The following is a 20,794-nucleotide window of genomic DNA, read 5'->3' as shown; positions in this document are numbered from 1 at the left end:
GCGTTGCTTTTTGATTTCCTTGATATATTGTTCATGCTTATTCCTTAATAATATAAGAAAAAACTCAAACTTGCCGTTTTTATTGTGCAATCGGCAGCTTTATTGTTCGAAAGGCAGTCTGAAAGAACATCCCTCTTTCCATCTGCTGCATCCGTATGCTGTCTTTCCCTTTATCACCACGCCTTTGCCACACACCGGACATACGTCGCCCGGTTTCACTCCGGCTGCGTCGCCTGGCTTGGCTGCAGACTTCGTTGCCGTCGTAGCTTTAGGTTTGGCGGCAGTTTTCCGCTTGGTCTTCTTTTTCAGGTCCTCTTCAGTGAGAATCGTGACGCGTCGGTTGGAGTTGTCGCTCAATACGTCGTGTACGATGGTGGCAATCTGCTCCTTCAGTTCGCTGATAAACTGAGCCGGGTCGTAAGTCTTGTGCTCTATGTCGCGCAGTTTCTTCTCCCATATTCCCGTCAGCTCACAGCTCTTGAGCAGTTCCTCCTTGATGAGGTCGATGAGTTCGATGCCTGTAGCCGTAGCCACGAGGTTTTTTCTCTCCCTTCGGATATAGTGCCTCTTGAACAGCGTCTCTATGATGCCTGCCCTCGACGATGGTCTGCCGATGCCGTTCTCCTTGAGCGCCGCCCGCAGTTCCTCGTTGTCAACGAACTTTCCTGCCGTTTCCATTGCCCTGAGCAGCGTTGCCTCGGTGTAGTATTTCGGCGGTGTGGTCCATTTCTCCGTCAGCGTAGGCGTGTGTTCTCCGCTCTCGCCCTTTTCGAATGCCGGCAGCGTGCGCTCCTCGTCCTGCGGCTTGGCGTCGCCGTCGTCTGCAGTCTGCCTGTCGGCAGCGTCCTTGGCATACACCGCCCTCCATCCCGGATCGAGAATCAGTTTTCCGGAGGCTTTGAATTCTATGCCGTCCACATCGCCCATCACTGTTGTAGTGGCGAACTTGCAGTCGGGATAGAACACGCTGATGAAGCGCCTGGCTATCAGGTCGTAGACGTGGCGTTCCATGTCGGTGAGTCCCTGTGCCGGCACTCCGGTGGGTATTATGGCGTGGTGGTCGGTCACTTTGCTCGTGTCGAACACCTTTTTCGACTTCTTCAGCGGTTTTCCCCTCAGCGCTGTGAGGAGCTGGTCGTAGCCCTTTATGCCGTTCAGTATTCCTCCGCATTTGGGATAGATGTCGTCGCTCAGATATTGTGTGTCCACACGGGGGTATGTAGTCAGCTTGCGCTCATAGAGAGTCTGTATTATCTTCAGCGTCATGTCGGCGCTCATGCCGAATTTGCGGTTGCAGTCCACCTGCAACGAGGTGAGGTCGTAGAGGTGTGGCGGTGCTTCTGTGCCGCGTTTCTTCTGCACGTCGGTTACGGTGAACGGTTTTCCCTCTATCGTGGCAAACGCCTGTTCTCCCTCCTCCTTGGTGGTGAATTTTCCTTTCGTAGCCGTGAACGTGGTGTCGCGGTATATCGTGGCGAGCACCCAGTAAGGCTCCGGTTCAAAGTTGTCAATCTCCTTTTGCCTGTTCACTATCAGCGCCAGCGTTGGTGTCTGCACTCGTCCTATCGACAGCACCTGCCTGTTCTGCCCGTATTTCAGCGTGTACAGGCGGGTGGCGTTCATTCCCAATATCCAGTCGCCGATGGCACGGCTCAGTCCGGCGAGATACAGCGGCTGGTAGTCGTCCTGCGGCTTCAGGTTGCCGAATCCCTCGCGAATCGCCTCGTCGGTCATCGATGATATCCAGAGGCGCTTCACCGGACATTTCGCGTTGGCCTTCTGCATCACCCATCGCTGAATCAGCTCACCCTCCTGTCCGGCGTCGCCGCAGTTTATGATGCCGTCGGCATTCTGCATCAGTTTCTCGATGACAGAGAACTGCTTTGCTATTCCCTTGTCGTCGATGAGCTTTATGCCGAAGCGTTGTGGAATCATGGGCAGCGCCGCCAGGCTCCACCGCTTCCATAGGGCGGTGTAGTCTTCAGGTTCCTTCAGCGTGCACAGGTGTCCGAAGGTCCACGTCACTTGGTATCCGTTGCCCTCCATATATCCGTCGTGTGCGCTGTTGGCTCCGATAATCTTGGCGATGTCCTTTGCCACGCTGGGTTTCTCTGCTATGCAAACTATCATTTGTAGGCTCTGCTTATTTTCTCAGTGCTTCGGTTATTTCCAATACATACACGTCGTGGTATCCGCCGTGCTTTTCGCCATACCATTGCGTCAGCTGCTTGTCAATCATGTTCTCCTCCTTCAGTGTGTCTTTGTATAGCTTGCGGCAGACCAGTGTCAGTCGGGCCTCTTCAAAGGTCACCTCTCCTCCCTCAAGTGTCACCGGTGTGAGTCCTGCCTCATGTGCCTTGTCGAAGTCTATTCCCGATTTCGAACCGCAGAAGTTGTATGCCTGGCGTGCCTTCTCGCTGTTGCCCAGAAACTGCAGCGTCAGCGTGTCGTTCTCTTCGATGAACTGGTGGGTGTAGCGTTCCGGACGGATGAAGACCACTGCCACAGGTTTGTTCCATAGCCATCCGAGACATCCCCACGATGCCGTCATCATGTTGAACTTCTCTTCATTGCCCGCCGTCACGAGCATCCATTCCTTGCCTATAGTCTCAAACACGTTGTCGTTGAGATCTCTCATGTCGATTCTTTCCATATTGCTATATTGTTGTCTTGTTTTTGTTCATGCCGGCAGAAAACCTGAGATGCTTGTCGCATCGTTGGACCGTCATGCCGTGATATTCTTTTTCCGGTTCCGAAAATCCAAGTAGGTTTCTAATGCCGGATTCGGTTCTAATCTGCAAAAATACTCATTATTGGTGAGATTTTGCCACGCTTGGGCGAAAATGTTAGGTATTTGCATTATCTTTAAATAAGATAAGCTGCGGCTCGGCAAAAAAATGAAAGTCTTGCGTCTTTTCATTTTGTTTTGTGCTCGCCTTGCATTATCTTTGCATAAGATAAGCTTCGGCTCGGGATAAGAAAAGAATGGATTCATTTCGTTCTCCTCTCGCCTTGCATTATCTTTGCATAAGATAAGCTTCGGCTCGGGATAAGAAATGAATGGATTCATTTCGTTCTTCTCTCGCCTTGCATTATCTTTGTCTCCCCTAAAATAAAAAAACATGAGAATAAACATCATTGCCGCCGTGGACAGAAACAGGGCGATAGGAAAGGAAAACAAACTGTTGTATTGGTTGCCCAACGATCTGAAGCGCTTCAAGCTCCTCACCACGGGCCACACCATAGTGATGGGTCGCAAGACCTTTGAGTCGCTTCCCAAAGGAGCATTGCCAAACAGACGCAACGTGGTGGTGAGCCGCAGCGTGGCGGAGCTGCCGGGATGCGACGTATACCCTTCGATTGACGAGGCGCTGAAGTCTTGTTCAGCCCAGGAAGACGTATATATCATCGGCGGCGAGAGCGTATACCGGCAGGCATTGCCGTTTGCCGACCGCCTGTGTCTCACCGAGATAGAAGCCGAGACGGAGGGAGCCGACGCCTTCTTCCCCGATTATTCATCATGGCATGAAGCAGCTCGCGAAGCCCATTCTGCCGACGACCGCCATTCGCATGACTATGCTTTCGTAGACTATGTGAAGTGATGCTCTAAGCAGCAGTCAATCCCATCCGGCAGCTAATCCCAACCATCAGTCAATCCCATGACATACGCTCCTTGCGCATTACCTTTGCAACTGGAACAATAACACACCGCATCATAGAAACAAAAGAGGGGAATAATAGGGCAAACTATCGTATAAAAGGATAACACTTTATTGTATATTTGTCAATAAAGTAGTCTTTTTAACGCATAAATGTGCTTGTATTATGATTATCGTCAATTAAAACGTTAATTTTTGTAGAAAACTATTTGACGATAAGGAATAAATATATACTTTTGTCGTCGGAAAGAAGAAATTGGAAGAATTTAGAAAGAGGAACGAATACTTGTCTATGCACAAAGTCAGCGATATATGCAGTTCTGACAAAATAAGGTAAGACGCAACGCCTTCAAAAAAGGTGAATGGACTACTGTCGTCCTGCCGGACGTGGCAAAATACCCTGACGGCGAATACTGGCAGCTCAAGGAATATGACGAAATAGAGAACAAGGTGTACTTCAGCGAAATCTCCGACAGGAAGAACTTGAAGGAGAACACTCCATACGTGTTCAAACCGGCGACAATGTGAAGAATCTCAAGAGCGGCGTCTACATCATGGGAAAGAAGAAGGTAATTCAGCCTTGACGGCGCACGGCTCCAGGCTCCGCAGAAGGGCGTAAACGTAGTGGTGAAGACGTTTGCCGACGGCAAGACACGCTCCTTCAAGATGATAAAGAGATAGGGACATAATCCGGATGCTAACGGACAGAAAAAGAAATCATCCTGCATTGCGATGCGACGATGCCTGTCGCCGCTCGTATGCAGGATGATTTCTTTTTACCCAAATCGGTCGTTAGGGCTTGATTGGATTTTGTTTTTTCAGAAGAATGGGTTTAAATCGCCCCATACTCCCTCGTTGCATTGAAACACGGACATGCCTTCTGCCATGCCTTGGGATTGTTGGCGCCCCAGATGTCGCGGTGGCCCATGATGAGGGCGTTGGGGTAACGGCTCCTCAGTTCTATCAGCAGGTGTACGATGGCTGCCTTCTGCTCTATCGTGCGGTTGTCGGTAGGGCTGCCTTTGGCGTCGATGCCGCCTACGTAGGCGATGTTTATCGCCGACTGGTTGTAGCCCCTCACTCCGTTGCTCACCTTCTCCTCGTCGAGCAGCTTCACCATCCTGCCGTCTGGCATCGCCACATAATGATAGCCCGGTGCATGCCATCCGCGGCTCTTGAATTCTGCCAGCAACTGTTCAATACTCGTCTTGCGGCTGCTCGCCGTGCAATGGATAAAAATTCTCTTGATGTTTCTCATGATAATGTTTTGATTATTTGTTAGTGTGATTATTGTAGTAGTAGGATAAGCTTCATGTTCCTTTCTGATTATCCCGAATCGGTCGTTAGGGCTTGCTTGGATTTTGTTTTTTAGAAGGATGGATTTTGTTTGGCTTTTAATGAGTAATAGCAAGCTATTGCGAATTAAAAACAGACGAAAGACGCCTTATAAAAATCAAAAGACTGCAAGCGGTATTAAAATAATACATTGAACGGCCTAATGACCGTTTTGGGTTTATCCTTACTGTCATTCTCCATCCAGGTCCTTGTCCCTGTTCTCCTCCTGATTCCTGTTCCCCCGATTTTCTTTCGCGTCCTCCTCATGGTTTTCTTTTCTGTTCTCCTTCCGGTTCTCTTTCAGACTCTCCTCCAGCGTCTCGCCCAGTGCGTTGTCCTTTCGCTTCAGAAATCCCGTTGCCAGCCGCATGAGCGAGAACCTGCCGGCATAGCCATGCAGCGCGAGCACGTGGTTCACGATGCTGTCCATCTCCCACACGCAAGCCAGCGACAGTCCTGCTGCCGCCGTGGTGGTGTGGTTGGCGATGCCCAGCGGTTCGAAGATTGCCATTCCCATTATCGCACCGAAAAAGAGATATGCGAAATAGTCTATCAGCTTGTTGCAGGTGCGTCTGCCAGCCCTCGACAGTCTGATGGGCACCTTCCGTTTCTGCGATTCCGACACGCCGAACCACAGGTCGGTCACTATCAGCACCGCTATGCACACAATCATCCATCTCAGGTCTTTCACCACCTGCATCGCCTCCGCCGCCATCGTGGCAGTGGCAGTCATTGTAGTCATTAGTCTCGTCATAATCTATTAAGTGATTCTGGTTATTATATTGAGTAATTCTGGTTATTTGTCTACAATATAATAAAGTGGCAACCGAAAAAGTCGATTACCGTCTGTTTCTTGTCCATAATGTATGATAAAGTCGTCATGCAATGGGACGGCGGTGCCGATTTGTTACTGATTCGCACTAACGGGATGTTATAACAACCCTCGTGTCTATTATTAGTTGATTATCAGTATTATACGCTCTAAACAGTAGAAAAGTGACTGTGTGGATTCTGTTTAGATACGAAAAGCGTGAGATTTAACGTATTTAACCTTCTGTTACACCGAAATTACAAAAAATGTGGGTGATGTGAGGTGGTTTGTAGTAGCTCCATATGCCTTGTACTAATGTGGAAACGCTGTCGCCGTCGCCCCAGACATATTGCTGATACCACCACAACATTGTTTCCGTTAACTAATACTGTTTGGAATCAGCCAGACACATTGTTTCCACATTCGCTCAGTCCCGTCAGGACACAAAAACAGCGTTTCGTGCACCATATCGTATGGAGTAATGCAAGAAACGCTGTTTCTGCCGTCTTCCTCTTCGGAAAGATGCAATCATCGTGCCACAATTCTCTCGTGCACATTTCCGGCACATTAATATCACCGTTTCTTGCTTCAAACCGATAAGAATTGCCACAATGTCAGCCGTATTCTGCCATTTAATGGCAATATAGCGTTAAATTTCATGTTTTTTCGCTTCATGAAGCCCATAAACCGTTGAAAATCCATATTTTTTTAGTAATTTTACACCTGCATTCGCATAATAGCGTTTGCAGACATAATTTGGAAGTGCATTCCATACTTGAATCTGTTCAGTGAAACTTCGACAACTTCACAAACAAGCAGCAGGACTAGTAGAGGAAGTACTCCCTTGACTTTGTATTATCACAACCCGATATACGGTCAAGGTGAGGCTTTCGTCTATCTTATCTTTTATTCGGGCAGTCGAAGGCCTCACTTTGGATTTGATAGGTGGAGCCTCACTTCTTTTTTATGAATCTATGATAATTATTAACAAATAGATTTATAGGTTTTATGAAAAGAACATTATTAGCATTCCTCTTTGGCATTTTTGCTTTATCAGCAATGTCACAAGTACAGTTTTCTAAGTTTAAGTTTATCAAAGACGAACCTTTCGGTGCATTTAGAGGTCGTAAGGCTATAGATTGTAAATTTAAGAACACTTCAGATAAACCTTTGAAGTATGTAAAGGTCTGGTATTATGCTGTTAATGCAGTTGATGATGTCATTTCTGGAAAAGATAGAGGGTTCATTTTCAAAGGTAAGGAATACATAAAGCCGAAAAGACTGGACATGACTGGTCCATTTGAGGTTAAAAAGTCATATAGCAGATGGGCGAGTGGTGTGATAACCGCTACTGACAAGAACACAAGAGCAGTTCCGTTTGCTGTCACTATCGTTTACATGGGAAGCGATGAAGAAATTGAAATTCAAATCACAGAAGATAACATAAAAGAAATATTCCCAACGGTTCCATGGGTTGATTATAATAGATGGAATAATGAGTTGTAGTTTGATATAGAGTAGAAAAAGTGGTGTAGAAATCCTCTACACCACTTTTTCTATATAGCCCAAAACTAAAAAATGTCTCTCTCTTGTTACGAAAACGATTCAACGAATTCTAATAATTTCGGTAGTTGAGTGCGAGCATCTTCTATCGAATCCTTTTGGACTTTTGACATTCTTCTATAGGGATATGATGTCATCACAGCATCATAAATATCGTTTAAGTCTTTTACTGAATTGCGATATACTTCAAACTTTGTTCGACTACTCTTAGATTTTAAAGTAGAAAGATAAATGGTCAACGCTATCAATTTGTCGCTGATTCTCTCAAAGCCAATAGGTTCCCTACTCCAGTCAAACAAAATTCTTGCAACTCCATAGTCGCAATTAATTATATACTTTCCTTTCTGGAAGGCACGTTTTATGACTTCAGAGTAATTGGCAAGGACTTCCTCTGAATAACCTTTTTCTTTATAAAAGTTTTTGGTGATGTCTGTGAATCCGGCACTCAAAAGAATCCTAAAGAATCGTTCTTTTGCTTTTACTTCATTTGTTTTTCTTCCCATATTTTTGTTATAAGTTTTTATATTGTTTTATTCAGTTTTTTCTATTACTCCTGTTCAATTCTATTTCATATTCAAATCTATATTTTCTTCTTTTTGGCGAATAGTTCTTTTTTTGATTTTGAGATAGAAGCACCTATTTTGTTTTTACCGCACCTTTTGCAAGGATAAACTCTATGGGTAACATTTGATACTTTTTCTTTCCATCTCTGCTTACATTCCGGGCAACACCAATTCATGATATGACTACTGGTGTAGCCAATAACAGCAGGAGTAATCTTTCCATTTTCTTTTTGATCCCAATAAGGAATACAATGAGGAGCTTTCTTTTCTAATGACGTTTCAATTGGCATTAATATCATACGTTCCAATATAGCTGGGGTGTCTTTTCGGATATCCACTACGACATAGGGCAAATCGCATTCTGTGCAAAGTGTGTTGAGTAACCATTGAAAATCGTCTTCTTTATTATTAAATAACGTGAGTTCGATGAATTCAAAACAATGAAAGCTGTGTATCAACTGTACGTTGTACATTGATACACGGCTTCTTAGGAAACATACAATAAGCAGCGATAGCTCCAAGCAGGTTCACGATGAAATTGTCAAAGCACCTGTGTCTTGAATGTTCCACTTGTGCAATATTCTTCAACTCGTCATTTACCGTTTCTATTATTGCTCGTTTCCTAAGCAGCAGCTTGTCAGACACGCTCATCAATGCACCTTTCATGTTGTTTTTAAGTTTGGTGATAAGCTGTATGCCATCCACGAACAGGCGTTGGAAAAGGTTCTTACTGATATACCCTTTATCTCCGACCAGCTTGCCATATACGAATTCTACGAAGGCTTTGTATTCCAATGGTTTCCTGTCATCCACATCTCCCGGGGTTATCATAAAGTTCAGCAACTCACCCCTCTCCTTACATATCAGATGCAGCTTAAAGCAAAAGAACCATCCCATGGAGCACTTGCCTCTTTGCGCAATGCCCTTGAATACCTTGTGGATATGTATCCTCTGGTTCCTGCATACTCTAAGGGGAGTGCTATCCACGAAACTTATGCCAGTACATTTTCCGAGCAGCACCTTCTTGATGAATAGAGCCAAAGGGATGGCTACTTCCTTTTCAAGTTCCACGAATCGGTTGAATATCGTCTTCCTCTGTCGCGACTCGGCATAATCCAAACAAGTTTGGCTTCTGCTCTCGCTGCTCCATCGGTTGTATGAGACAACTTTCGGGAAGAGGTGACGCATATGTCTGCATACCTTTTCTATATAGAAATGTTTCAGGCAACGGTAGCCTGAATCATGAAACAGTATCATGATTACCATAATTTCTGCCTTTGACATGGTTGACTTGCGGTAATATTGCCGTTTCTTATCTGCTTTCAGTGTATATTTTTCCATCATGGCATCAAATAACTTGCAAAAATCATCTGCAATACAAAATAATTCTGGAGTTTCCTTGAACGAAGTGAAAAACTTTGTCCTCGGTGATCATAGCGATTATTGTTTGTAATTCTTTGTATTTCACACTATAAAGTTACAACAATTTTCGCTAATCACCAAATTTTCAAGCACTTATATTTCGTCGGACTCACGTTATTTACCTCCTCACATTGTTGATACGATTATCTTTATTTATTTTGTTGAGCTTGTTCTTTCAGCAGTTGATGATCAATTTCAGATACATTCCGTCCATCTTGGAAAATAACGTTTTTCTTAAAGTTACAACCACTAGAGTTTGTAAATGCATCACATATTTGATTGAAAGTTTTATATGGAGTGTCTACTTCATGTGGGAAAAATTTTTCTTCTCTATTAATATTCTTCTCAATTTTATAACTTTCCTTCTTTACTATTATGTCATTAGAGTATGGCATAATCTCTGCAATTATATTAGCACGTGGTGATTTAAATTTATATATGCCAGATGGATAAACAATGTTGTTGGGGTCAACTTGTTTAGTAACTATTCCCATTTCTGTCATTACTTGACACAACAAAGACCCTATATTTTTTCGCTGCCTTAAATAAAAAAACTTTTGTCTATTTATCGTTATAGCTTTATATAATTTCTCTGTTTTCGTATTCAAGAGAGTTTCCTCAAATGCATAAAATGGCTGTTCGTTATGTGCTTTATCATTGAATAATTCCACAAATTTTTCAATAGATAAATCTTTCTGCAAATTCATATATTGGTTTGCAAAACTTTTTAGCAAATTTCCTACACCATTAACGATTTCTGATTCTCCCAAACAGAACATTTGTGCTTTCGTCCGATTAGGAGAGAACTCTTTTCGCTTGGTTCTATTAGTATGGTTATTTTCAGAGGTTGGTATTATTCTTTCAGGTGAAAAAGCTTGACAACCTGCTATATGTGATAAAACCTTTATAATTTCGAAAAATTTATCACATATTTCTTTTCTATTATTTTCTATTTTTTCGTCTTTTTCATTTCTTATATTATCATAAGACCATTCAACCTGTTGCTTTATCTCCGATATAGCCACTTTTTCAATATCATCAATTAAATAAGGATCTTCTTTAAATTCTGGAGATGTAAAAACGAATAGAGTATCCCAAAAATTCTTGTTATACTTATGATCTATTGATCGTTTAAGAAAATTTTCAGTCTTACCTATATATATTTGTTTTTTGTGAATATTTAATAAAAAATATACACAATGCATTTCAAGTACAGAATCACCACCATAGGATTCTATATTGTTTTTGGGAAATACGCTTAATGTTACAGAACGAGTTTGCATCGTAAGAATTCTACGTCCATAAACATCACCATCCATAAGTTGAGTTTTTATCACTTCTACCATATAATCTATTTTAAAAGAATTATTAATTTAGTCCAATTTTAAAAGTTTATTTTGAATTCAATCTGAACATTATGGTCATTCGTTATTATTTGTCAATCCTATCCTCCTGCCATTTCTCGGTACGAAGTGGAAATGTAACTACGAATGCCTTTTGATTTTCTTTGTGTGCCATTGCGTTTATTAAATATTTTGCTGTAAATATAGCGTTTATATTTCAAACAGCCAAATGACTATTTATCAAGAGGTTTCCTTGAGGGAATAAGGAACTATTGGTTAAGATTAGATTATAATCAAACAAATTAAATGTTTTGTAATAATATTATTTGTTTTCGCAACAAAAAATAAAACTATACATATATTCTTATTAATAGAAAAGTATTATATACATTTGCAAGGATAATTTGAAACTTTATATATTCTTAACCTTTGAATTAACAATACTAAACACCTTGCCTTATATGGAGGCTCTATATACTAAATCAATATTCCAATAATTCAATCATTATCTCCATTGCTGTCCACTAAAAATCGCCAAGCGTTCTTTGAAATAATTGAAATATAGTTAGTTACAGAGGTTTTCTGAGTCAACAGACTTGATTTTTGTATCTTTGCAGCCAAAATGGTTAGCATATGTATCAATACAAGTACGAAATGTGCCCTTTCGCTATCATCCTAATGTTTCTTTGTTCCAATATGCCTGTAGGTTCTCTTTGATGCACTTCATCACAACTGAAAAGTCTATCTGTTCTTTCCAACGTATCTTTTTCAAGAATGCTTTCCACCAAATATTGCGTGTGGCATCCGTTGCAAACTTGTCTGTGAAAAGGGCAAGGTTCTCCCGGTAAGGAGTATTCCTGTTCTTAAACGTACCGACAATGGCTTCCGCAAGAAGTTCCTTGTCTATCTCATGGTTGGCGAACAACTGATACACATTGAAAAACCTCTTTTAGGTTATTTCTGTCATTGTTGATGCGTTCTCCCAACAGATCAATGTCAATGGTTGGACGAGCCTTGAACCCATCCAAGGCAAACAACAGCGAACTGCCTTTCAGAAGAAAGTGGCTCTTGTAAGGACTTGCAGAGATACGGAACAACAAGCGTTCATGCAAGTACCTAACCAATACTTTCATATACTCTTGCTTCTCCTCTTTGGCGAGGTTCAGCAAGCGTGTCCTAATGGACTTCCCTATATTCTTTGTCATAGTCTTGTCTCCAAATATGTAGTCAATATATTTTTCACTCTTAGTTTCTGTGCGTATTCATGGAGTAGAGATATATTGCGGTTCTCCTTTTTGAGATAGTTGTCTATCACCTCACCGCACACATCAAGCCCTATCTTGTTTCGGTACTTTACAGCATCACAGACCGTTCGCTCCATATCTGTAATGAGTACATCATAGCCAGATATACTCTTTTTGATTATACCAAACTCCAAATTCTCCTTTTTCCAATAATAGAGGTCAATAGGAGGATAGTCTGGCAAACGCACCTTTCGCTTGGCTTCAATGGCTATGCAAGTAGCGGAAGGCACTTGTGTGGAAAGTCCATAATGAGCAAAAGCACTATACAGGCAAAGCACCCCATGCGGAACTATACGTTCCACATCTATCATGTTGTTTGCCAACGCTGACATTTCCACATAGACACCATTACGAAGCCGCACAAGCGTTCCATCTTCTATTGCACGGCGAAGCTGCTCATATTCACCACGGCTTTTCACTTCACCCGTGGTTATGAATCCACCTTGCTGTTGTAGCGTGTCAATGACTGTTTTTTTATCCATGTTATTCTTATTTGCGTTCAAAGATACAACTACTTGTTGAGAATAAAGAACGTTTTGTGTTAAAAGTTACGGAGAATACAAATGATATCCGTAACATTTTACATTTACGGATTCTGCCCACTTGGGGCAACGTGCTTGCCCCAAGTGTGAAAGCAGCTTGCCCACATTGGGCACGCTACTTGCCCCAAAACAGGTATATAATGGTACAGAAATCGGGTGTTTATGTTCTCCTGACTTGTCACTCAAGAAACACTTATTTTATAAGTGATTGATAAACAATATTTTTATCTTTGCGTCACCTGATTTTGGGTGACGCAATGACGAAGTCAGGAAAAAGTTGACACAGTCGGCTTGTCATCAGTTGGCAAATACAAGGGCAGCTGATGCAAGCAATCCGAATATAAACATATTGCGTGCCGTCATTCCAAGCACACGGTTAAGCTCGGCACCTTTCCTTATATATCGCATCTCGTTGAACGCCCATGTATGGAATGGCGTGTATATAATTAATAGCGATTGTGTCCATTGTCCGTCGTGCCAATCGAGTAACACAACACCTACAATAGCCAGAATGGTGCCTACAAGTCCGAGCATAAGATACAAAACCAGTCCGCCGCGCTCGCCAATGCGCACAATAAGCGTAAGCTTTCCTGCACGCCTATCGTTCTCGATGTCACGATAGTTGTTCACCACGAGCAATGTGTCAATAATCAGTCCGCAAGCTATCGACATCAATACCACGGCAAACGGAATAGACGTAAGCGCGGTAGGAGGAGCCGTGAGCCAATAGGTCATGCAAACAGGCACAATACCAAAGAATACGAGCACAAGCAAATCGCCAAGTCCGATGTACGAGAACGATATGGTATACAGAAAGCAGAAGACAACGCATGCCAGTCCAACCATTATCATCTCCCAACCACCATAATATACCAGAGGCAGTCCAACGATGCAAGCCAAGAGAGTAGTAAGGAATAAACCACTACGCATAGCCGATGCCGTTATCCATCCTTGTGCGCAGGCACGCTTCGGACCAAGACGTTGTTCGTCGTCAGTACCTTTCATAAAGTCGAAGTAGTCGTTAATAAAGTTGGCATCCACCTGCATTATCAAAGCAAACAGCATGCACAACACAGCTGGCACAACCCTTATTCCACACCATCCATACATAGCCACGGCACAGGCAATACCTATCATAACGGGCACGGCAGCACCGGTGAGCGTCTTGGGGCGTGCGGCAAGAATCCAAGCCTTAAGAGAATTAACCCTTACATTTGTTTCATCCATTATATTTGTTTTAATCTGTTATTGGTCTTTTTATCAATTGTTTCTTGCAAATTTAGCCATAATAAACTGATTTTGCAAGTTAATATCTATATCATTCAATTATGGATACACGAAACGTAAGCCTCGACCTCATGGAGTTTGTCGAGCAAAACATACTGCCAAGGTCCGTCAATTTGCAAAAGCCAATTACAAGAACTTCATTGAAATTAACTTTGATAACGAAAAAAGTCTACAGACCATCGGGCTTCATCGCTTGCCGGTCTGTAGACTTATAGCGGAAAGAGGGGGATTCGAACCCCCGATACGCTTTTGACGTATACACGCTTTCCAGGCGTGCCTCTTCAGCCACTCGAGCACCTTTCCTTTTTTCTTTTTGAGGCTGATGTAGACTCCAATGCGGTCTGGAGTCGCTTTTCTGCTGCAAAGGTAATACTTTTGCATGACATAACCGCATTTTGCGTTCACATTTTTTCTTCATGCCCCTGCCGTGGATGGAGTGGGAGAGGGCATAAAAGGTTTCCGGAGTATAAGAGGCGGCAGATGATTTCTGACTGCTTTTCAAATATTTTCATGAAAAAACTTGATAATCATATACAAACATCGTATCTTTGCCCTGTATAAACTTTGAACGGCAAAATTACCGTTCTGGGCTGGACCCTGAATGGCATAATTACCGTTCAGGGCTGTATCTAATAAAAGAAAAACGCGACACTACAGGTGACAGAACCAGTCTCCTCACTTCAAGACACACACACTTGATACCATCGGCATTTTGCGGCAGATGGCTGACAGAGGCAAGGCTGTACGCTGTTATATAATATTACATCGAACGGCGTGATGACCGTTTGGGATTTAATATCAAATATCATAAAAAACAAAAAAGATATGAGTAAAGTATCAATGCGCGGACAAGAGATGCCTGAATCTCCAATCAGCAAGCTGGTTCCACTGGCTGCCGCAGCGAAAGAAAGAGGAACGAAGGTGTATCACCTCAATATCGGACAGCCAGACCTGCCTACACCGCAGGTGGGACTCGACGCTCTGAAAAACATCGACAGGACGCTCCTGGAATATTCCACTCCAGAGGGCTATCTGAGCTACAGAAAGAAGCTCGCCGGATACTACAGGAAATACGACATCAACGTGGAGCCGGACGACATCGTGATAACCTGCGGCGGAAGCGAGGCGGTGCAGATAGCATTCATGGCTTGTCTCGACCCGGGCGACGAGATAATTCTCACCGAACCTCTCTATGCCAACTATCTCGGCTTCGCCATCCCGGCAGGAATCAAGGTGCGCACGATAACCACCAAGATTGAAGACGGATTCGCACTGCCGGCAGTGGAGAAATTCGAAGAACTCATCAACGAGAAGACCAAGGCCATCCTCATCTGCAACCCTAACAACCCCACCGGAAGCCTCTATACTCCAGAGGAGATGGACCAGATAAGAGACATGGTGAAGAAACACGACCTGCTCCTCTTCTCCGACGAGGTGTACCGCGAGTTCGTGTATACTGAGAACCCGTATATCAGCGCAGGCAGTCTGGAGGGAATAGAGCAGAACGTGGTGATTCTCGACTCCGTGAGCAAGCGCTACAGTGAGTGTGGAGTGCGTATCGGAGCCCTTGTCACCAGAAACAAGGAAATCAGAGACACGGCGATTAAATTCTGCCAGGCCCGCGTGTCGCCTCCTCTCGTAGGCCAGATCGTCGCCGAAGCTTCGGTGGACACTCCCGACGAGTATTTCCGTGAGGTGTACGACGAATATGTGGAGCGCCGCAACTGTCTCATCAGCGGACTAAACGACATCCCCGGAGTATTCTCTCCCACACCGATGGGAGCCTTCTATACCGTGGCGAAGCTGCCGGTTGACGATGCCGACAAGTTCTGCAGCTGGTGTCTCTCTTCGTTCAGCTACGAGGGCCAGACAGTCATGATGGCACCTGCCAGCGGCTTCTACATCACCCCAGGTGCCGGCCGCAACCAGGTAAGAATCGCCTACGTATTGAAGAAGGAAGACATGGAGCGTGCGATCATCGTATTGCGCAAGGCCCTCGAGGCTTATCCCGGCAGAGTGGAGGAATAAAACCATATCTATCCTTTCGGAACTATACTATATTAATATCCCCATAATTTCCTCACAGTTGTGGATAGGAGGTTATGGGGTATTTATATGGTCGAAAAAATCTAAAGAGGTCTTCATGTTATTATTTTCTTGTTTATATTCTCTTTAACCACAGATCCATGAATCTGTCGTAGATGTGGTAGCCGTCATTGGTTCTATATACCAATTCCTTGTCTTCTAAAATCTTAAGAGCAGCCTTTACGCTGCTGGCTCCGCTCAATTTATGACCTTTGATGAACTTGCCTGCTGTTGGTTGTGCAACGATGCCGTCCTTGGCAATGGCTTTGAGAAGAGCAAACTGATTTTCTGTAAAGAACTGCGTCATGCTCTCATACTGCGGTTCTCTTCCCTCAAGGATGGAAAGGAGAGCGGCATTGACTTGCGACATGTTTTCGACTTGGCTTTCTGATTCGTAAAGGCGGTTCATAATGCATTGGATATACCAAGTATGCCCATCGAACTGCTGATAGATATGCTCGAAAATCTCTTTTGATAAGTCACCACCTTTCTGCTTAAAGAAGCTTTGGCAGAAGTTATAGTAAATGTCGCATTTCAGTGGCTTTAAGCCCATCATCTCTGTGCTTTGGTAGAATGGATGTTTTGGCGAGCCGAATATTTCTGCCATCAAATGTTGTTTGCTGCCAGAAAAGATAAAGTGTACATGTTGGGCGAACTGAATGTAGGAGCGAAGCAAAGCCTCCGTTCCCTTCTCTGGATATTCAGCTATCTGCTGAAATTCATCGATGGCGATATATACTTCTTTGCCACTCTCGTTGAGATAATTGAAGATGCTACGAATAGTAATATCTTCTTGTGTTGGTTCCACCGTGATGGAGACACTCGGTTCGCCTGTCAATGGATCCATGCTAAGCACTGGGCGTAAGGCACTGAAGAAAGCAATGGTCTTCTCGAAGAATGAGGCGTTCTTGCGCACAATGTCGTTGATGACCATAACGCCAAGTTGCTCCACAAAATCATTCAAGTTCTTGGTGGCGAAAATGTCAAGGTATAGGCATATGGCATCATTCTCTTCTTCCTTGAGATGGTAGAAGGTGTTCTTAATAAGTCCTGTCTTGCCAATCCTTCGAGGAGAGATGAGGGTAGTATTTCTTCCGTTCTTCAAGTGGGAAAGTAAAGTCTTTGTTTCTGCCTCTCTATCACAAAAATACTCAGGGCTTTCATAACCTTGATAGACGAAAGGATTCGCTAATTTCTTGTAACTTAGTGTCATACGCCATTACATGTTTTATGTTACAACTTTTTTGTAATGACAAAGGTACGACTATTTCTTGGATATTAAAAAGAAAAAGGGCAGAAAGTTGGCTCATCCGACATTTGGAGTGATTTGAAGTGCGCATCACATCTAATAGCTCTGGCCTCAGACGGCTTTCACAACGAATTGAAATCCATCATTCGTTCAGTCTGCACTTCCAAACGGGCGTGTTGTGATTTTTGGTCAGAAAAACACCATTTTCATGCTCAAAATCTCCCCCCTGCCGTGGGGAATGAAACCCCACATTAGGGGGAATCGTTCCCCACGCCGTGGGGGATTTTTTGGCATGTGTCATATACCAGACATGTGAACACCTTCAGGACTCACTCTTCATGAGCATAATTCGCAATAGCTCGCTATTACTCATTAAAAGTCAAACAAAAATCCACTCTTCTAAAAGAGCAAAATCCAAGTAATCCCTAATGACCGATTGGAGTTAAAAAGGATTACCCCTTTGCTATTCACATCGTTAATTTCAGTATTCCTTATCGGCTGCCGAAACACTTAAACTGCATGAGCCACAGGTTGCGTTGCTCAAATGCCGGGTCATACTCTTCATGCGAGTCTACATCTAAAATGAGTTGCGTGGGCCGCTCCTTGCCTGTGATTGAAGTCCAGTCGGCAAGTCCAAGACCGTTGGGGTTGCCAGTCTTTATAAAGTTGGCATAGTAGTTTATGAATTGGTCTGACACGCGGTAGTCGTCAGGTTGCCAGTCATACACACGATTGGTGGGCAAGGTGCCCATAGCATATTCGATATCGGCCGAGTGGACAGCACCCTTGAACTCATCATATTCGGGAATGGTCATCACGTCGCCATCGCCTTTCTTTTGCACACCGCCAGCCAGACCTGCGACCAGCTCGTTGTTGCGCATCGCGGGACGCGGACGTGAGAAATAGTAGCGATAGACCGGTTGACCAGAGGTTTTGGCATGCAGATAGCCAAAAAGCCACGTGCCATAGGCAATGAACTGATCGGAGGCGAAGTCGACGCCAGGCTTGCCCAACACATCGCGGTCGGTATTCAGACCATACATACGCATGGCCTCATCGGTCTTGTCGCCAAAGGTGGCCTCAAGGGCGGGGCGAAAGTTTTCAAGTGTGGGGGCCTTTCCGCCAAGATAGGCTTGCGGCGACATCTCTAAACTATTGCGACCTACGAGCAACGGCACTTTCTGTTGGTGTCCATTGAGATAAGCATCGGTGGGGTCTTCGGTAAAGAAGTAGCCGTCAAGACAATAAGATGCCAGTCCGCCAGACTGCGTCTTGGCCAACAGTTCGTCGGCAGACATCTTGCGGGCATCGGCAATATTTTTCAACCCCAACTCTTTCAGCTTCTCGACGCCTTGCTTCTCGGCATCTTTAAGTGAAAACAAGCGTCGGCCACACACGGCTCCTGACGATGCCATAGCACGAGCAATCATGCCACGCGTAAGAGGCGATACCAGCAACGCGCTGACCGACATAGAGCCTGCCGACTCGCCAACAATGGTTATTTGCTTGGGGTCGCCACCAAAGGCAGCAATGTTTTCATACACCCACTTGATGGCCGCCGCTTGATCCATAAAACCATAGTTGCCAGAACCTTTATACGATGTTTCCTTCGACAACTGCGGATGTGAGAAGAACCCGAATATGCCTTCGCGGTAGTTGGCAGTAACAGCCACAATGCCGTGGCGTGCCATCTGACGTCCCGAGTATCGCGGCTCGCTGCCCGAACCGGCAATCAGTCCGCCACCATTGAAGTAGATTACCACCGGCAGACGGTCGGTCAAGGTCTTGGAAGGCGTCCATATGTTAAGATACAGACAGTCCTCACTTTTCTTTTCGGCATCGAAGCCCATATCACCGAAAGGGTTGCCTTGCATGGGGTCGTTGCCAAACTTCTTAGCACTGCGCACCCCTTGCCACGACTGCAACGGTTGTGGCGCACGCCAACGGTTTTCGCCTACGGGTGGTGCTGCAAAGGGCACACCTTTAAACACGTTTACACCCGACTCGCACACGCCTTCAAGCACACCATATTGTGTGGTGGCCAGAGGCCCTTGCTGCGCATAGCCTGCTACGGCGCATAACACACAGGCTATCAGAAACATCATTTTTTTCATTGCACTCTTGTTACGATTTTAGTTATTATTCAGTTGCAGAAAAATCTACATATTACCCGTTGGCGGAATTAATTTAAGTTGATAAATATGAGTAAAAGGTTGTACATGTCGCTGATTTTTAGTAACTTAGTGGTGATCAAAATATTAAGTCCAAACCATCGTATGTACAACCTTTATACAAAATTCGTCAAAATACTTGAGAAATGCAAGCAATTCTCTGAAAATCTCGTCAATGAATCTGGTAATGTTCCACATCGTGGTCCTGTTCCCAAGTTTTCGGATTTGGAAGTGGTGGCGCTATCCCTGAGGGCAGAGACCGAGAGCATTGATAGTGAGAAGTGGTTGTCGTATCGGCTTAACCAAAAGGATTGGAAACCGACATTCATTCCGTTTGCAAAGGCAAGAAAGAGGATTGAGACTTTATTCTCACAACTTACAGACCAGTTCCTGGTCATCAGGAACTATGCGAAAATAACGAATGGTTTGTTTGCCAGAATCATTGGCAAAATTAGTGCACTTACCATTCTGCAATACGTAAACTTCATTTACGACAAGCCCATTGGCAGAATTAAGTATGCACTAAATAAATTCCGCCAACAGGTTACATTTGGAATTCGTCCCCCCAAAAAGTTTCTTTTGCAAGAGAAGAGGCAGGTGTGAACTAAAAAGAAACACAAAAGCAATAACTTTGCGGTTAAGAAGTTATGTATGTAATGACGTGATATGTATATGGCTCGAAATGTGGAATCAATATAAGGAGCAAGGATGAATATGACAGAGAATAAAATTGTTGCAAATAATGGCTCGTCTATCGTTATATATACGACTGATGATGGCAACACCCAACTTGAAGTAAAGTTGGAAAAGGAAACTGTGTGGCTTAATAGAGAGCAAATCGCTCAACTTTATGGCAGAGACTATAAGACAATAGCAAAGCATATCAATAATGCATTGAGGGAGGAACTAGAAGGAGAGCCGGTAGTCGCAAAATTTGCGACACCCAAGAAATATGGCAGAAAAGAGGGTTATATCCAAATGCAGAAAATAGATTACTATAATCTTGATATGATTATTTCTGTGGGCTATAGAGTGAAAAGCCGGAATGGTATTGCTTTCAGAAGATGGGCTAACAGCATATTGAAGCAGTACCTCATCAGAGGCTATGCCATAGACCAACGACGCCTCGACCACTATGACGAATTGAAGGATGTGGTCCGGTTGATGTCGCGAGCTCTCACTCTGCAAGACAAAGTATCTGAAGGAGAATACTCCGGACTGTTCAGTGTAATGAGAATTAAAGGCAGACAAATGACGCCTTATAAAAGAGCAAAATCCAAGCAAGCCCTAACGACCGATTTGGGTTAAAGCCGCATCTGAAACCTCTATTTTGCAAAAGTCGGTATTTTGATGACATAAAGGAAGAATTTGTCTATAATGATTTGCAAGGTGGAATAATTTTGCTATTTTTGGCACGGTTTTGAAAATGTCGCCTGCTTTGTGGCAGCATTGTGGCAGGC

19 protein-coding genes, 1 tRNA gene and 1 pseudogene are annotated in these 20,794 nt (G+C 44.0%); 6 read left to right on the top strand and 15 right to left on the bottom strand.

The window, feature by feature from the left end:
• Positions 1-99: 99 nt before the first annotated feature.
• On the bottom strand, positions 100-2,130 hold the full coding sequence (locus ACDC99_RS07620) for a DNA topoisomerase 3 (RefSeq protein ID WP_370756489.1): 2,031 nt from the start codon (positions 2,128-2,130) through the stop codon (positions 100-102).
• Between the two features lie 13 nt (positions 2,131-2,143).
• On the bottom strand, positions 2,144-2,653 hold the full coding sequence (locus ACDC99_RS07615; RefSeq protein WP_288762281.1) for a flavin reductase family protein: 510 nt from the start codon (positions 2,651-2,653) through the stop codon (positions 2,144-2,146).
• Between the two features lie 469 nt (positions 2,654-3,122).
• Between ACDC99_RS07615 and ACDC99_RS07610 the strand changes: the two genes are divergently transcribed.
• Together ACDC99_RS07610 and ACDC99_RS07605 are read left to right on the top strand one after the other, a co-directional pair.
• On the top strand, positions 3,123-3,602 hold the full coding sequence (locus ACDC99_RS07610) for a dihydrofolate reductase (RefSeq protein WP_022317550.1): 480 nt from the start codon (positions 3,123-3,125) through the stop codon (positions 3,600-3,602).
• Positions 3,603-4,046: 444 nt separating this feature from the next.
• On the top strand, positions 4,047-4,187 hold the full coding sequence (locus tag ACDC99_RS07605; RefSeq protein ID WP_370756488.1) for a hypothetical protein: 141 nt from the start codon (positions 4,047-4,049) through the stop codon (positions 4,185-4,187).
• Positions 4,188-4,491: 304 nt separating this feature from the next.
• On the opposite strand, the gene ACDC99_RS07600 is transcribed toward ACDC99_RS07605, so the two are convergent.
• Together ACDC99_RS07600 and ACDC99_RS07595 are read right to left on the bottom strand one after the other, a co-directional pair.
• Positions 4,492-4,917: an N-acetylmuramoyl-L-alanine amidase gene (locus tag ACDC99_RS07600; protein WP_042519966.1), complete on the bottom strand. Its 426-nt coding sequence runs from the start codon at positions 4,915-4,917 to the stop codon at positions 4,492-4,494.
• Between the two features lie 267 nt (positions 4,918-5,184).
• Complete coding sequence (locus ACDC99_RS07595; protein WP_370756487.1) at positions 5,185-5,748, bottom strand: hypothetical protein; 564 nt, start codon at positions 5,746-5,748, stop codon at positions 5,185-5,187.
• Positions 5,749-6,813: 1,065 nt separating this feature from the next.
• On the opposite strand from ACDC99_RS07595, the gene ACDC99_RS07590 reads away from it, so the two are divergent.
• Positions 6,814-7,311, top strand: coding sequence for a hypothetical protein (locus tag ACDC99_RS07590; protein ID WP_370756486.1), 498 nt, complete (start codon positions 6,814-6,816; stop codon positions 7,309-7,311).
• An 86-nt stretch (positions 7,312-7,397) separates the two neighbouring features.
• Here ACDC99_RS07590 and ACDC99_RS07585 read toward each other — a convergent pair whose 3' ends face one another.
• The 9 genes from ACDC99_RS07585 to ACDC99_RS07545 form a co-directional block, all read right to left on the bottom strand.
• Positions 7,398-7,871, bottom strand: coding sequence for a hypothetical protein (locus ACDC99_RS07585; protein ID WP_370756485.1), 474 nt, complete (start codon positions 7,869-7,871; stop codon positions 7,398-7,400).
• 77 nt (positions 7,872-7,948) lie between these two features.
• Entirely contained in the window at positions 7,949-8,404 is a 456-nt protein-coding gene (locus ACDC99_RS07580; protein ID WP_370756484.1) for a zinc-ribbon domain-containing protein, read from the bottom strand.
• The gene (locus ACDC99_RS07575; protein WP_462686420.1) at positions 8,364-9,308 is read right to left on the bottom strand and encodes an IS982 family transposase; all 945 of its coding nucleotides are present in this window, start codon (positions 9,306-9,308) and stop codon (positions 8,364-8,366) included. Before ACDC99_RS07575 ends, ACDC99_RS07580 begins: the two co-directional genes overlap by 41 nt.
• Positions 9,309-9,502: 194 nt before the next feature.
• Positions 9,503-10,699 (bottom strand): GIY-YIG nuclease family protein, encoded by a 1,197-nt coding sequence (locus ACDC99_RS07570; protein WP_370756482.1) that lies wholly within the window; start codon positions 10,697-10,699, stop codon positions 9,503-9,505.
• Positions 10,700-11,366: 667 nt separating this feature from the next.
• Complete coding sequence (locus tag ACDC99_RS07565) at positions 11,367-11,630, bottom strand: hypothetical protein (RefSeq protein ID WP_370756481.1); 264 nt, start codon at positions 11,628-11,630, stop codon at positions 11,367-11,369.
• Complete coding sequence (locus tag ACDC99_RS07560; protein WP_370756480.1) at positions 11,605-11,901, bottom strand: nucleotidyl transferase AbiEii/AbiGii toxin family protein; 297 nt, start codon at positions 11,899-11,901, stop codon at positions 11,605-11,607. Before ACDC99_RS07560 ends, ACDC99_RS07565 begins: the two co-directional genes overlap by 26 nt.
• Positions 11,898-12,482: a type IV toxin-antitoxin system AbiEi family antitoxin domain-containing protein gene (locus ACDC99_RS07555; protein WP_370756479.1), complete on the bottom strand. Its 585-nt coding sequence runs from the start codon at positions 12,480-12,482 to the stop codon at positions 11,898-11,900. The genes ACDC99_RS07560 and ACDC99_RS07555 overlap by 4 nt, the downstream gene beginning before the upstream one ends.
• Positions 12,483-12,839: 357 nt before the next feature.
• Complete coding sequence (gene menA, locus ACDC99_RS07550; protein ID WP_370756478.1) at positions 12,840-13,769, bottom strand: 1,4-dihydroxy-2-naphthoate octaprenyltransferase; 930 nt, start codon at positions 13,767-13,769, stop codon at positions 12,840-12,842.
• Between the two features lie 275 nt (positions 13,770-14,044).
• Positions 14,045-14,132: transfer RNA gene (locus ACDC99_RS07545), tRNA-Ser, on the bottom strand.
• A 522-nt stretch (positions 14,133-14,654) separates the two neighbouring features.
• On the opposite strand from ACDC99_RS07545, the gene ACDC99_RS07540 reads away from it, so the two are divergent.
• Positions 14,655-15,857 (top strand): pyridoxal phosphate-dependent aminotransferase, encoded by a 1,203-nt coding sequence (locus ACDC99_RS07540; RefSeq protein WP_370756477.1) that lies wholly within the window; start codon positions 14,655-14,657, stop codon positions 15,855-15,857.
• 133 nt (positions 15,858-15,990) lie between these two features.
• Here ACDC99_RS07540 and ACDC99_RS07535 read toward each other — a convergent pair whose 3' ends face one another.
• Positions 15,991-17,127, bottom strand: a complete 1,137-nt coding sequence (locus ACDC99_RS07535; protein ID WP_370756476.1) for an AAA family ATPase — start codon at positions 17,125-17,127, stop codon at positions 15,991-15,993.
• Positions 17,128-17,654: 527 nt separating this feature from the next.
• Positions 17,655-19,277, bottom strand: a complete 1,623-nt coding sequence (locus ACDC99_RS07530) for a carboxylesterase/lipase family protein (RefSeq protein ID WP_370756474.1) — start codon at positions 19,275-19,277, stop codon at positions 17,655-17,657.
• A gap of 87 nt (positions 19,278-19,364) precedes the next feature.
• Here ACDC99_RS07530 and ACDC99_RS07525 point away from each other — a divergent pair.
• Positions 19,365-19,862, top strand: a pseudogene (locus ACDC99_RS07525) (IS982 family transposase); the annotation flags it as partial.
• Between the two features lie 186 nt (positions 19,863-20,048).
• Complete coding sequence (locus tag ACDC99_RS07520) at positions 20,049-20,642, top strand: virulence RhuM family protein (RefSeq protein ID WP_370756472.1); 594 nt, start codon at positions 20,049-20,051, stop codon at positions 20,640-20,642.
• Positions 20,643-20,794: the final 152 nt, after the last annotated feature.

Source organism: Prevotella pectinovora (genome assembly GCF_041323955.1).
Lineage (GTDB): Bacteria > Bacteroidota > Bacteroidia > Bacteroidales > Bacteroidaceae > Prevotella > Prevotella pectinovora.
The sequence above is the reverse complement of the archived record's forward strand: the minus strand, read 5'-3'. Positions and strand labels throughout refer to the sequence as shown.

Bases quoted from the DNA above. Each gene is read 5' to 3' on its own strand.
- ACDC99_RS07620 (WP_370756489.1), bottom strand. From the start codon at position 2,130: ATGATAGTTTGCATAGCAGAGAAACCCAGCGTGGCAAAGGACATCGCC.
- ACDC99_RS07615 (WP_288762281.1), bottom strand. From the start codon at position 2,653: ATGGAAAGAATCGACATGAGAGATCTCAACGACAACGTGTTTGAGACT.
- ACDC99_RS07610 (WP_022317550.1), top strand. From the start codon at position 3,123: ATGAGAATAAACATCATTGCCGCCGTGGACAGAAACAGGGCGATAGGA.
- ACDC99_RS07600 (WP_042519966.1), bottom strand. From the start codon at position 4,917: ATGAGAAACATCAAGAGAATTTTTATCCATTGCACGGCGAGCAGCCGC.
- ACDC99_RS07595 (WP_370756487.1), bottom strand. From the start codon at position 5,748: ATGACGAGACTAATGACTACAATGACTGCCACTGCCACGATGGCGGCG.
- ACDC99_RS07590 (WP_370756486.1), top strand. From the start codon at position 6,814: ATGAAAAGAACATTATTAGCATTCCTCTTTGGCATTTTTGCTTTATCA.
- ACDC99_RS07585 (WP_370756485.1), bottom strand. From the start codon at position 7,871: ATGGGAAGAAAAACAAATGAAGTAAAAGCAAAAGAACGATTCTTTAGG.
- ACDC99_RS07580 (WP_370756484.1), bottom strand. From the start codon at position 8,404: ATGTACAACGTACAGTTGATACACAGCTTTCATTGTTTTGAATTCATC.
- ACDC99_RS07570 (WP_370756482.1), bottom strand. From the start codon at position 10,699: ATGGTAGAAGTGATAAAAACTCAACTTATGGATGGTGATGTTTATGGA.
- ACDC99_RS07560 (WP_370756480.1), bottom strand. From the start codon at position 11,901: ATGACAAAGAATATAGGGAAGTCCATTAGGACACGCTTGCTGAACCTC.
- ACDC99_RS07555 (WP_370756479.1), bottom strand. From the start codon at position 12,482: ATGGATAAAAAAACAGTCATTGACACGCTACAACAGCAAGGTGGATTC.
- menA (WP_370756478.1), bottom strand. From the start codon at position 13,769: ATGGATGAAACAAATGTAAGGGTTAATTCTCTTAAGGCTTGGATTCTT.
- ACDC99_RS07540 (WP_370756477.1), top strand. From the start codon at position 14,655: ATGAGTAAAGTATCAATGCGCGGACAAGAGATGCCTGAATCTCCAATC.
- ACDC99_RS07535 (WP_370756476.1), bottom strand. From the start codon at position 17,127: ATGACACTAAGTTACAAGAAATTAGCGAATCCTTTCGTCTATCAAGGT.
- ACDC99_RS07530 (WP_370756474.1), bottom strand. From the start codon at position 19,277: ATGAAAAAAATGATGTTTCTGATAGCCTGTGTGTTATGCGCCGTAGCA.
- ACDC99_RS07520 (WP_370756472.1), top strand. From the start codon at position 20,049: ATGACAGAGAATAAAATTGTTGCAAATAATGGCTCGTCTATCGTTATA.